This window comes from Azospirillum mesophilum (assembly GCF_053470405.2).
Map to the genome: position 1 here is coordinate 34,173 of NZ_JBPXMQ020000045.1, position 12,484 is coordinate 46,656.

The 12,484-nt window shown below is 69.1% G+C and carries 10 protein-coding genes; 7 read left to right on the forward strand and 3 right to left on the reverse strand.

From position 1 onward, the window contains the following. The first annotated feature begins 58 nt into the window (after positions 1–58). Positions 59–289 (forward strand): hypothetical protein, encoded by a 231-nt coding sequence (locus ACSVC7_RS27665; protein WP_448206348.1) that lies wholly within the window; start codon positions 59–61, stop codon positions 287–289. Between the two features lie 45 nt (positions 290–334). Here ACSVC7_RS27665 and ACSVC7_RS27670 read toward each other — a convergent pair whose 3' ends face one another. Then, a complete protein-coding gene (locus ACSVC7_RS27670; RefSeq protein WP_448206347.1) occupies positions 335–1,426 on the reverse strand; it encodes a TRAP transporter substrate-binding protein in 1,092 nt (363 codons plus the stop codon). Between the two features lie 139 nt (positions 1,427–1,565). Next, complete coding sequence (locus ACSVC7_RS27675; protein ID WP_448206346.1) at positions 1,566–2,915, reverse strand: dicarboxylate/amino acid:cation symporter; 1,350 nt, start codon at positions 2,913–2,915, stop codon at positions 1,566–1,568. Positions 2,916–3,095: 180 nt separating this feature from the next. Between ACSVC7_RS27675 and ACSVC7_RS27680 the strand changes: the two genes are divergently transcribed. Continuing rightward, on the forward strand, positions 3,096–3,257 hold the full coding sequence (locus ACSVC7_RS27680) for a hypothetical protein (protein ID WP_448206345.1): 162 nt from the start codon (positions 3,096–3,098) through the stop codon (positions 3,255–3,257). Between the two features lie 171 nt (positions 3,258–3,428). Next, entirely contained in the window at positions 3,429–3,833 is a 405-nt protein-coding gene (locus ACSVC7_RS27685; protein WP_448206344.1) for a carboxymuconolactone decarboxylase family protein, read from the forward strand. 45 nt (positions 3,834–3,878) lie between these two features. On the opposite strand, the gene ACSVC7_RS27690 is transcribed toward ACSVC7_RS27685, so the two are convergent. After that, a complete protein-coding gene (locus tag ACSVC7_RS27690) occupies positions 3,879–4,943 on the reverse strand; it encodes a hemerythrin domain-containing protein (protein ID WP_448206343.1) in 1,065 nt (354 codons plus the stop codon). Between the two features lie 210 nt (positions 4,944–5,153). On the opposite strand from ACSVC7_RS27690, the gene ACSVC7_RS27695 reads away from it, so the two are divergent. The 4 genes from ACSVC7_RS27695 to treZ all read left to right on the forward strand — a co-directional run. Continuing rightward, on the forward strand, positions 5,154–5,405 hold the full coding sequence (locus tag ACSVC7_RS27695) for a hypothetical protein (RefSeq protein ID WP_448206342.1): 252 nt from the start codon (positions 5,154–5,156) through the stop codon (positions 5,403–5,405). A gap of 191 nt (positions 5,406–5,596) precedes the next feature. Beyond that, a complete protein-coding gene (locus ACSVC7_RS27700; RefSeq protein WP_448206341.1) occupies positions 5,597–6,412 on the forward strand; it encodes an SGNH/GDSL hydrolase family protein in 816 nt (271 codons plus the stop codon). 26 nt (positions 6,413–6,438) lie between these two features. After that, the gene (locus ACSVC7_RS27705; RefSeq protein WP_448206340.1) at positions 6,439–6,753 is read left to right on the forward strand and encodes a hypothetical protein; all 315 of its coding nucleotides are present in this window, start codon (positions 6,439–6,441) and stop codon (positions 6,751–6,753) included. Between the two features lie 81 nt (positions 6,754–6,834). Further along, positions 6,835–12,484, forward strand: a 5,650-nt coding sequence (gene treZ, locus ACSVC7_RS27710) for a malto-oligosyltrehalose trehalohydrolase (RefSeq protein WP_483508905.1), incomplete at its 3' end; no start/stop codon positions are given.

Genomic DNA, 12,484 nt, shown 5'->3' on the forward strand with positions numbered 1-12,484 from the left:
CAGGACTGGACACTTCCCGGGGTGTCGTTCGGGAAGCTTGCGCAATCGAGATGTGGGAATGGCTGGGTACGACAACGCCGACGGCCCCGCGGGGCTGGTCATCCGCTTGATCGACACCGCGGTGAAGGCGCTGGACGAGATGTCCGACGCGGCCGGGGAAATCGCGCCCGACGTCGGCGACCTGACCGACGCGCTGGTCAGCGCCCAACGCATCGCCGACCGCGCGTCGCTGGAACTGAAGCGCCTGTCCCAGAAGGTAACGGCCGAGGCCCGCACGACCACGCCGTAACCATGTAAGAAGGACGGTGCGGCGCCGGGGCGCCGCACCGGACCGTCAGCCGCGCCGCTGCCCGGCGGTGAAGGCGAAGTTGTCGAAGCTGTTCTCGCCGACGCGGAACCACAGGTATTCGTCGTCGCGGAACTTCTTCCAGGGCTCGTACATCTTGGCGAACTTCGGGTTGGTCTTCGCCGTCTCGTCGTACAGCTCGTAGGCAGCCTTGTAGCAGGCCTCCATCACCTCGCGCGGGAAGGGCTTCAACAGGGCGCCGCCCGCCACCAGACGGCGCAGGGCCGCCGGGTTCTCCGCGTCGTACTTGGCGTTCATGATGGTGAGCGCCTCGTGGCAGGCCGCCTCCAGCGCCGCCTGATAGGGCTTGGGCAGCTGGTCCCACTGCTGCTGGTTGACGTAGAGCGAGACGTTCAGCCCGCCTTCCCACCAGCCGGGGTAATAGTAGTACTTGGCGACCTTGTTGAAGCCCAGCTTCTCGTCGTCGTAGGGGCCGATCCACTCCGCCGCGTCGATGGTGCCCTTTTCCAGCGAGGGGTAGATGTCGCCGCCGGCGATCTGCTGCGGCACCACGCCCAGCTTGGTCAGCACCTGCCCGGCGAAGCCGCCGATGCGGAACTTCAGGCCCTTCAGGTCGTCGACGGTCTTGATCTCCTTGCGGAACCAGCCGCCCATCTGCACGCCGGTGTTGCCGGCGGGGAAGTTGACGACGTTGTAGTCCTTGAAGAAGTCGCGCAGCAGCTCCATGCCGCCGCCCTGGAAGATCCAGGCGTTCTGCTGGCGGGCGTTCAGGCCGAACGGCACCGTCGCGTCGAAGGTGAAGGTCGGATCCTTGCCGACATAGTAGTAGCTGGCGGTGTGGCCGCACTCCACGGTGCCGTTCTGCACGGCGTCCAGCACCTGCAGGCCGGGGACGAGTTCACCCGCCGCGAAGGGGCGAATCTGGAACTTGTTGTCGGTGATCGCGGCCACGCGCCGGGCGATCACGTCGGCGGCGCCATAGATGGTGTCCAGGCTCTTGGGGAAGCTGGAGGCCAGGCGCCACCGGATTTCCGGGGCCGACTGGGCGATGGCGGGCGCGGCCAGCGTGCTGGCGGCCACGCCGACGCCGGCGGTGGTCAGGAACGAACGACGCTTCATGAAGCGCTTCCCCTCGATTTTGTTGGTTATCGAATGTTCAGTCTCCAATCTACCAGCGTCATCCCGGTGGCGACAAAAGCGTAAGCTTTGCAATGATCGAATGGCTTACCCGACAAAAACGCCGGGTAAGAGGACCGGATCAGCGGGCCTCCCGCTCGGCCATGGCGTCTTCGGGGGTGTCGGCTTCCTCCTCCGTCTCATGGTCCAGGTGGCTGCGCATCCGCTGCACGTCCAGGGCGTTTTCCCACTTCGCCACGACGATGGTCGCCACCCCGTTGCCCACCAGATTGGTCAGCGCGCGGGCTTCCGACATGAAGCGGTCCACGCCCAGGATCAGTGCGATGCTGGCGACGGGGATGGTGCCGACGGACGCCAGCGTGGCGGCCAGGACGATGAAGCCGCTGCCCGTCACGCCCGCCGCCCCCTTGGAGGTCAGCAGCAGCACCGCGATGATCCCCAATTGATGCCCCAGCGTCAGCGGCGTGTTGGTCGCCTGCGCCAGGAAGATGGCGGCCATGGTCAGGTAGATGCAGGTGCCGTCCAGGTTGAAGGAGTAGCCGGTGGGAATGACCAGCCCGACCACCGACTTGTCGCAGCCGAGATTCTCCAGCTTCGCCATCATCCGTGGCAGCACCGATTCCGACGAGGAGGTGCCGAGCACGATCAGCAGCTCCTCCTTGATGTAGCGGATGAAGCGGAAGATGCTGAACCCGGTCAGCCACGCGACGGTCCCCAGCACCACGAAGACGAACAGCAGGCAGGTGGCGTAGAAGCCGGCCATCAGCTTGCCCAGCGACAGCAGCGTGCCCAGCCCGTACTTGCCGATGGTGAAGGCCATCGCGCCGAAGGCGCCCAGCGGCGCCACCCGCATGATGATGCCCACGACCTTGAACAGCGCCGCCGAGGTCAGGTCGATCACATGCAGCAGCGGCCGGCCGCGCTCGCCCAGGAAATGGATGCCGAAGGCGAACAGCACGGCGAACAGCAGCACCTGGAGGATTTCGCCTTCGGCGAAGGCGCCGACGACCGTGTCCGGGATGATGTGCAGGACGTAGTCGACCCCGCCCGTCTTCTCCGCCGCCTGGGTGTAGGTCTGGATCGCCTTGGTGTCGAGCGTGGAGGGGTCGACGTTCATGCCGACGCCGGGCTTCCACAGGTTGACGATGACCAGCCCGATGACGAGCGCCGCGGTGGTCAGCGCCTCGAAATAGACCAGCGCCTTCACGCCGACGCGCCCGACCGCCTTCATGTCGTCCATGCTGGCGATGCCGTGCACGACCGTGCAGAAGATGATGGGCGCGATCATCATCTTGATCAGCTTCACGAATCCGTCGCCGAACGGCTTCATGCGCTGCGCCAGCCCGGGGTCGAAGTAGCCCAGCGCGATGCCGATGACGATCGCGCAGAGGACCTGGAAATACAGGTGCCGGTAAAGCGGCTTGTGGGGCGTGTGCGGGACGGGACCCGCGGTGCGGAGCTGTTCCTGCATGGCGCATCTCCATCGCTTCTGAACCAGTAACTGCGCCGGGCCCCGTCCGTGTGCCCCCTACTCCCTTATTTCCGGCCCCGACTTTGTCACGGCGAGCGGTGCGGGGTTTTGACCTCGCTCACGGCGCACCCATCGTTGCAGGGGTAACCTCGCGCTTGGATCTGTGAAGGAGATCGCGTGATGAGGATCCTGAATGCCAACGCCGTGACCGCCGTCCAGCGCGCGAGCCGCGTGCAGCCCGACGACCTCGCCTGGTATCGCAACGTCGCCTATTGGAAGTTCATGAGCGCCGCCCTGTTCTTCAGCGCGTGCAGCCTTCTGCCGACCCTGTTGCAGTCCTGACCAGCGCCGGCCAGTCCTATTCCAAAGGAGGGCAAGACTCCGACGCGAAGAGATGAGTATACGAATTCACGCTTCTTTTGCAGGCGGCACGGCGCATACTGGCGAACATCGACGTGGACGTGCCTCCCGCATGGGTTGGCATGCCCTCGCCTCGACCAGAGGGAGGGACACATGGATCGCCAGAGCGTCTATCGGGAGATCGAGCAGGTTTTCGGGCTCGTCCCCAGCTTCTTCAAGGAACTTCCCGACACCACGATCGAAGCGGAATGGCGCCTGTTCAAGACCATCCAGGTCGATGACGGGCCGGTTCCCCAGAAATACCGGGAGCTGATCGGGCTCGGCATCGCCGCCGTGACGAAGTGCCGTTACTGCACCTTCTATCACACGGCGCTCGCCAAGCTGTTCGGCGCGACTGACGCCGAGATTGAAGCCGCCGTTCACTACGCCAAGACCTGCGCGGGCTGGAGCACCTATCTGAACGGCCTTCAGGTCGATTACGATACCTTCACCCGCGAGGTCAACCAAGCCTGCGACCACGTCCGCTCGCAGATGGCGCAGCCGCAGAAGGCCGCGTGAGCCCGGCCCTCTCTCCCCCACGACCGGGGGAGAGAGGGCGCGGCATCACCGCGACCGGTCCGCGTCCTTCATGCGTTGCGTCTGGCGTTCGATGGGGGCCAGCATGTCGCGGGAGGCGTGCAGGGCGATGGTCATCAGGCGGGAACTGGTGTCGAACCACGCCCGCATCGATTCGCCCATCAGATGGCGGTGCAGTTCCGCCGCATGGATCAACGTGGGCGTCCGGGCAAGATCCTGCGCGCCGTGAAGACCCAGCCGCACCGTCCGGTCGAACCAGTCGGCCCAGACGCGGCTGGCCTCCGTCGTGGCCGATGCGGCGACGCCGGGGATCAAGGCCAGCGTTTCAAAACCGTCGATCATCGGAGTCGCCAGCGGGGTCGCCAGCGAACGGGCCGTACCGAAGGCCTGCCGCGCGGATTGGCTGCCCGTTTCGACCGCGGTTTCAACCGCCGTCTCGGCCGTCTTCCGGGCACCAGTGCGGGCGAAAGCCGCTGCCACCTGCGCGGCGCTCTCCGTCGCCTTTTCCGCGACACGCGGGGCCTGTTCGACCGCGCGGCCGGCCGCCTGGGCGATGGCAGCGCTCGCCTGACGGGTCGTGGGGCCTTCGGGTTCGGCCTTGGCCGCCGGCTTCTGCTGTGGCGGCTGTTCCGGCTCGGGCTCCCGGTTCCGTTCCTCCTCGATCTCCGACCGGCGGGCGTCGATGCGGTCGGCCACGGCTTGGGCTTCCTCGTCGCTCAGCACCTTGCGGATGGCGGGCAGCAGTTCCTTGCGTTCGTCGCGGATGTGCTGCTGGAACACGCGGCGCAGTTCGACGACCTTGTCGGCAAAGGCATCGTCGTCCTTGGGCATGGCCTCCAGTTCGTCCAGCAGGGCGCGGGCCTGCCTGGTGTCGGCGGCGGCGTCGGTGACGAGATCCTTCAATTCCTTGTGGCGGCGGAGCGCCGGGAACAGCCGTTCCTGCTCAAGGCGGATCTGAAGGTCGATCTCGTCCCGAAGCTCGGCCAGCAGCCGCTCGCGCGTCTTCACGGCGCGCGAGGAGGTTTCGGCAAGCTTGACGAACAGCTCGTTCGCCTTGGCCGGCGCCGCCTGGATCAGTTGCGCGATGGTCATGGTCTCTCTCCTCGTGCAGCTTATGCCGCATCACGGAAAGCTCATGCTGCGTTGCGGCATACCCAGGAAACTCAAAGGGCCGCAAAGAGTTCCATGACGGTTTGCCATGGCGGCTTGCCATGATGTCTTGAAGGAACACGGGAGGGCTTGCGCCCGCCGGGGTGGACGTGCCACATCCGGGCGGACCGTCCATCATCGCCGGGACCCGCCATGGCGCACGCCATGTTCAAACGCTACAAGCTGCTGTTCACCCGTCCCCTGCCCGGCCTGCGCCCCGGCCGGCCGGAGCGCGACGCCATGGTCGAGCGCGTCAAGCGCTTCGCCAGCCAGAACGGCATGGCCGGCGACCTGCACGCGATCGCCCCCAACGCGGGCTTCGGCATCCTGGAAATCCAGTGCACGGACAAGCTGGCCCGCCGCCTGAGCGACCTGTCCGAGGTCGAATCCGTGCTGGAGGCGTAAGCCCTCTCTTCTACCTCCCGTGCAGTTGACGACGCGGCGGCTTGCCCGCCCTGCGAGGCATTCCTATTTGGAGAGCCCTCGCGCCAGCAAATCCCGCCGATCCCCGGTTGGCGGAATACTGGGCGCGCATCGCAGAAAGTGTTCCGGTCATGACTGTTCGCGCCGGATTCGTCATCGCGGGATTGCTCGTCATGTCGTTTTTGTCTTCTCCATCTTCAGCAGCGCCGGTCAGCGGCCTCGTCGTCTTCGGCGACAGCCTGTCGGACACCGGCAACGCCGGGATGGGCCGCTTCTCCAACGGCCCGGTCTGGGTGGAGCGTCTGGCCGAACGGCTGGGGACGCGCCTGACCGCCTCTTCCGCCGGCGGGACCAACTATGCCGTCGGCGGCGCGCGCACCGTCGGCAGCGCCGGGCCGACCAGCCTGCGCGCCCCCAGCCTGCGCAACCAGGTGGACACCTATCTCAGCCGGACCCGCCGGAAGGCCGACCCGGACGCGCTCTACGTCGTCTACGGCGGCGGCAACGACCTGCGCGCGGCGGTCGGGGCGCCGGATCCGTGGGGGGCGCTGGCCGGGGCGGCGGGCACGCTGGGCATCATCGTCGCCGACCTCGCCAAGGCCGGCGCGCGGGAGTTCCTGGTGCCCAACCTGCCGGATCTCGGCCGCGTGCCGGCCATCCGCCAATACGGCCCCGGTGCCGCGCAGATCGCCACCATGGTGTCGGTCGGCTACAATCAGGTGCTGGCGCGCAGCCTGGACGACGTGGAGCAGCGCCTGCACATCCGCCTGCACCGTCTGGACGTCTGGGCACTGTTGCAGGAGGTGCTGGCCGACCCGGCGGCGGCGGGATTCGCGAACGTGACCGATCCCTGCCTTGCGAACGGATGCCGCGACCCGGACCGCTTCCTGTTCTGGGACAGCGTCCACCCGACCGCCGCCGCGCACGCCCGTCTGGCCGAAGCGGCACTCGGAGCCCTCTCGGGTGTTTCACAGGAAGGACGCCACTAGGCGCGCCCGCCGTCAGGAGCACGCTCATGAATCCCCGTCTGCTCGCCGAGCTTCTGGAGCCCGTGCTGAACGCCGCCGAGGAGGATGACGACGCCGTGCTGGAGGCCGTCAACCTGTCGGCGGAGGCTCTGGCCGCGCTGGGCGCCGTCATCCTGGACCGCAACGGCCAGCCCGCCGACGGCGTGACCGACGAGCGCGCGGTGGTGGCCGCGCTGAACACCCACGCCCACACGCTGATGCAGTGCGGGCGTCTGGACGATGTGGTCGAGGCGTTGCAGTTGGCGGAACGGATTGGGCGCCTGGGGCGTTTACCGCACCACCCGCGCCTGTCGGACGGCTAATCCCAAGAGGACGGGCGAGAGGAACACCGCGTCTCCACCGTTGTTGTGCGAAGCCGAGCCGCTCAACACCGGAGACGTGTCTTGCCGACCGCGCCGAAACAAAAAGCCTTTCCCGGCCCGATCGAGGGCGAGGCCTTGTCCCTGCTGCAGGACGACCTGCTGCCGGGCTTCCTCGCCGGCCGGCGCTGGTACGCCGCGAAGGACGCCGGCATCCCCGGTGTCCGCATCGTCGACGCCCTGCCCCTGCCGCTGGCGTCCGGGTCCGCCCAGCTCTGCCTGCTGCGGGTGGAGCCTCCGGGGCGGGAGCCGCAGCTTTACCAGCTTCCCCTCGTCCTCGACCGCAGTGGGCGGACCGACCCGGACGACCCCTTCACCATCGCCGGCCCCGACGAGCTTCCCTGGGCGGGCAGTCTGCGCGATGGCTACGGCGACGAGGAGGTGGTGCGCGCCCTGCTGGACAGCATCCGCAAGGGCGGCACCCAAAAGGACGGCACCCAGAGCGGCGGCCTGCGCTTCGGCCGCAGTCGCGCCTTCGCCGACTTTGAAACGGCGCTGGACAGCGGCGCGCCGTTGCGCTGGGCGGGGGTGGAGCAGTCCAACACCTCCATCCGCGTCGGCGACACGGCCATCCTGAAGGGCCTGCGCAAGCTGGAGCCCGGCATCCATCCGGAACTGGAGGTCAGCCGCTTCCTGACGGAGGTCGCGAACTTCCGCAACACGCCGCCGCTGCTGGGCTGGGTGGAAAGGTCCGGGGATGGCCAGACGGCCGCGCTGTGCGTCCTGCAAGCCCTGATCCCCGACTGCGAGGACGCCTGGAGCCACGTCACCGGCCGACTGGTCGAGCGCGTCCGGCGCTTCGACGACCAAGCCGACGACATCGCGCTGATGGCCTTCATGCGCCGGCTCGGCCGCCGCACGGCGGAACTGCACCGGGCGCTCGCCACCCCCAGCGACGACGCGGCCTTCACGCCGGAGCCGGTGACCGCCGACCACCTGTCCGACTGGGCCGAGGGCGTGCGGGCCCTGGCCCGCCGCGTGCTGGGCCAGTTGCGGGACGCGCTGCCGACGCTGGACGAGGCCATCGCCGTCTACGGCGCCTCGCTGACCCGCAGCGAGGAAACGGTGATGCAGCAGATTGCGGCGCTGACCCCGGCGTCGGCCGACCTGTGCGCCATGCGCCTGCACGGCGACTATCACCTGGGTCAGGTTCTGGCCGCCAAGGACGACGTCTACATCGTCGATTTCGAGGGCGAGCCCATGCGCCCGCTGGCCGAGCGGCGGGCCAAGCACTGCATCCTGCGCGACGTGGCGGGCATGCTGCGCTCCGTCGCCTACGCCGCCGCGACCGCGCGCAACGCCTTGCCGGACGATTTGGACGAAACCGCGCGTTCCGCCCGCGAGTCCTGGCTCGCCTGGTGGGAGGGGGAGGCGTCCTCGGCTTTCGTCGCCGGCTATCGGGAGGGCATCGGGGATTGTCCGGGCTATCCCGGCGATCCGAACATCGCCTCGCAGCTTTTGAAACTCTTCCTGCTGGAAAAGGCCTTCTACGAGATCGGGTACGAGCTGGCGAACCGGCCGGACTGGGTGGCGATCCCGCTGGCCGGCGTCATCGGCATCCTGGGCGCCGACGCCGGGCCGGACGTGGCCGACCGAGTGTCCGGCCCGGTCGGACAGGCTTCCCCTGGCGGCACCCGCACCGGGACCGCGCGCGCCCACGCCATGCCCTTCGGCGCACAGGTTCTGCCCGACGGCTCCGTCCGCTTCGCCCTGTGGGCGCCGAGTGCCGAGCACGTCACCCTGCGGCTGGAGGACACGCAGGGGATCCTGCCCATGGGGCGACGGGGCGACGGCTGGTTCGAATGGACCACCGCCCAGGCCCAGCCCGGCACCCGCTACCTGTTCGAGCTGGAGAACGGCGCCAAGGTGCCCGACCCCGCCTCCCGCCACCAGCCGGAGGACGTGCACGGGCCGAGCGAGGTGATCGACCCCACCACCTTCCGCTGGACGGACGAGGGCTGGGCCGGGCGCCCCTGGCACGAGACGGTGCTGTACGAGCTGCACGTGGGCACCTTCACCCCCGACGGCACCTTCCGGGCCGCCATCGACCGGCTGGATTATCTGGTGGAGCTGGGCGTCACGGCCATCGAGCTGATGCCGGTGGCCGACTTCCCCGGCAACCGGAACTGGGGCTACGACGGGGTGCTGCCCTTCGCGCCCGACGCCGCCTATGGCCGGCCGGAGGATCTGAAGGCGCTGATCGACGCCGCCCACGCCAAGGGGCTGATGGTCTTCCTGGACGTGGTCTACAACCACTTCGGGCCGGAGGGGAATTACCTCAACGCCTACGCCGGCGCCTTCTTCACCGACCGGCACAAGACGCCCTGGGGCGACGCCATCAACGTGGACGGGCCGCGCAATGCCACGGTGCGCGACTACTTCATCCACAACACGCTCTACTGGATCGAAGAGTTCCACATGGACGGGCTGCGCTTCGACGCGGTCCACGCCATCATCGACGACAGTGACCGGCTGTTCCTTCAGGAGCTGGCCGAGCGGGTGCACGATCTGGTGCGCGGCAAGCGGCTGGTCCACCTCGTCCTGGAGAATGACGAGAACGAGGCCCACCTGCTGGACCGCCACCCGGAGGGCGACCCGCGCTGGCACACCGCGCAGTGGAACGACGACCTGCACCATTGCCTGCACAGCATGGCGTCGGGCGAGGCCAGCGGCTATTACGCCGACTACGCGGGCGACGCGGTGAAGCTGGCCCGCGCCCTGGCGGAGGGCTTCGCCTTCCAGGGCCACGCCTCCTCCTACCGGGGCGGCGGGGCACGCGGGGAGCCTTCGGCGCATCTGCCGACCACAGCCTTCGTCAACTTCATCCAGAACCATGACCAGATCGGCAACCGCGCCTTCGGCGACCGCATCACGCGCGTCGCCAAGCCGAAGGCCGTACGGGCGGCGGCCGCGCTCACCCTGCTGGGGCCGGGCATCCCGATGCTGTTCATGGGCGAGGAATGGGCGTCGGACCAACCCTTCCCCTTCTTCTGCGACTTCGGGGACGAGCTGGCCGAGGCCGTCCGCAACGGCCGCCGGGAGGAGTTCGCCAAGTTCCCCGAATTCCATGACCCCGCCGTCCGCGACCGCATCCCCGACCCCACGGGCATGGCGACCTACCTGTCCGCCAAGCTGGACTGGGAGAACCGCGACAAGCCTGGCCACGCCGAATGGCTGGACTGGTACCGCCGCATCCTGGCGCTTCGCCGGACGGAGATCGCGCCTCGGCTGGAGGGCGCGCCGGGCGGCGCCGCCACCCATGAGGTGATCGGCGGGCGCGGGGTGCGGGTGTGCTGGCGCCTCGGCGACGGCAGCCGCCTGCACCTGCGTGCCAACCTGTCCGACACCCATGTGCCGGGCATGAGCGACCCGCCCGGCCGCGTCCTGTGGACGGAGGGCGAGGGCATCCGCGACGGCGCGCTGGGCGCATGGTCGGTCGTCTGGTCCATCGAGGAGACCACGACGCTCGACCGCCTTGCCGAGCGCATGGGCGTCGAGACGAGCTACACCAACGCGGCCGGCGAGACGGTGCGGGCGTCGGAGGACACCGTGCGCGCCCTGCTGAAGGTCATGGAGGTGGATGCCCCGGACGAGGACGCCGCCACGCGCGCCCTGTCCGACCTCGACCGGGCGGAGCTGTCGCGGCCCCTGCCGCCGGTGGTGGTCCAGCGCATCGACCGCCCGACCTTCACCGTGCCCGTCACCCTGCCGGAGGGCAGCGGCGAGCTTCGCTGGACGCTCGCCCTGGAAAGCGGGGAGGTGCGCACCGACGCCGCCCTGTTCGGCGACCTGCCGCTGATCCGCAAGGCGATGCTGGACGGGCGGTGCGTGGAGGTGCGCCGCCTCGGCCTCGGCGACGCTCCGGCACCCGGTTACCACCGGCTGCTGCTGGAAAGCGACGGGCTGCGGGCGGAGACGACGGTGATCGCCGCGCCCGACCGCTGCCATCTGCCGGTGCCGCTCCAGATGGGGGAGCGCATCTGGGGGCTGTCGGTGCAGCTCTTCTCCCTGCGCTGCGCGGGGGACTGGGGCATCGGCGACTTCGGCGACCTGATCAGCGTGGCCGACATGGCGGCGGCGCGCGGGGCGGGCATCGTCGGGCTGAACCCGCTGCACGCCCTGTTCCTCGACCAGCCGGAGCAGGCCAGCCCCTACTCCCCCGCCAGCCGGCTGTTCCTGAACCCGCTCTACATCGACGTGATGGCCGTGCCGGAGCTGATGGCCTGCGAGGAGGCCCGCGCGCGGGTCGCGTCGGAGGACTTCACCAAGGCCGTGCAGGCGGCCGATGCGGCCCCGCTGGTCGATTACGCGGCGGTGGCGGCGCTGAAGCTGCCGATTCTGGAGCGGCTGTTCGCCCAGTTCCAGGAGCACAGCGGCGCCGACCGCTGGACCGCCTTCTCCGCCTACCGCGTCGAAATGGGGGAAGCGCTGGAGCGCTTCTGCACCTTCCAGGCGCTCCGCGAGCATTTCGCCGAGGTCGGCAAGCCCGACTGGCGCCGGTGGCCTGCGGAGTTCCGCGACCCCGCCTCCGACGCCGTGCGCCGCTTCACGGAGGAGCACCGGGAGCGCATCGACTTCTTCGTCTGGCTGCAATGGGTGGCCGACGCGCAGCTGAAGGCCGCGACGGAACGCACGCGGGAGCGCGGCATGGCCGTCGGCTTCTACCGCGACCTTGCCGTCGGAGCGGACAGCGCGGGGGCGGAGACCTGGGCGGCGCCCCATGTGGTCGTATCCGCCGCCCATGTCGGCGCCCCGCCCGACCTGTTCAACCCCGCCGGCCAGGACTGGGGCCTGCCGCCCTTCCACCCGCACGCCCTGCGGGAGGAGGGCTACGCCCGCTTCATCGAGCTGGTGCGCGCCAACATGCGCCACTCCGGCGCGTTGCGCATCGACCACGCCATGGCGCTCCAGCACGTCTACTGGATCCCGGAGGGGCACCCGCCGTCCGAAGGGGCGTATGTCGCCTACCCGATGGACGACCTCCTCGGGATTCTGGCCCTGGAAAGCCAGCGCAACCGTTGCCTCGTCGTCGGGGAAGATCTGGGCACCGTGCCCGAAGGCTTCCGCGAACGCATGGAGGAGGCCGGCGTCCTGAGCTACCGCGTGGTGTTCTTCGAATGGACCGCCGACGGCGGCTTCGTCGGCCCCGACGACTATCCCTACATGGCGCTCGCCACCGTGGGCAGCCACGACCTCGCCACGCTGCGCGGCTGGTGGGAGGGGCACGACATCGAACTGAAGGAGCAGAAGGGCCTCTACCCCGCCGAGGGCGAGGCGGACCGCCAACGCGACCGCCGCCGGACGGAGCGCAGCCGCCTGTTGGAAGCGCTGACCGCCGCCAACCTGCCCCTGCCCGCGAGCTTCGGTGCCGACAGCCCCTACGAGGACTCGCTCAGCCACGCCGTGCACGCCTTCCTTGCCCGCACGAATTCCACCATCGCCATCGCCCAGTTGGACGACCTGACCGCGGAGCGGGAGCAGGTGAACCTGCCCGGCACCGTGGACCAATACCCCAACTGGCGCCGCAAGCTGGGCCTGAGCCTGGAGGAACTGGCGGACTCCCGCGAGGCCGGCGCGATCGCGACGATCCTCGCGGCGGCGAGGCCGGCGGCGGTAGCGGCGAATTCCCCCTCTCCCCTCCGGGGAGAGGGCCGGGGTGAGGGGGACTCCCTAT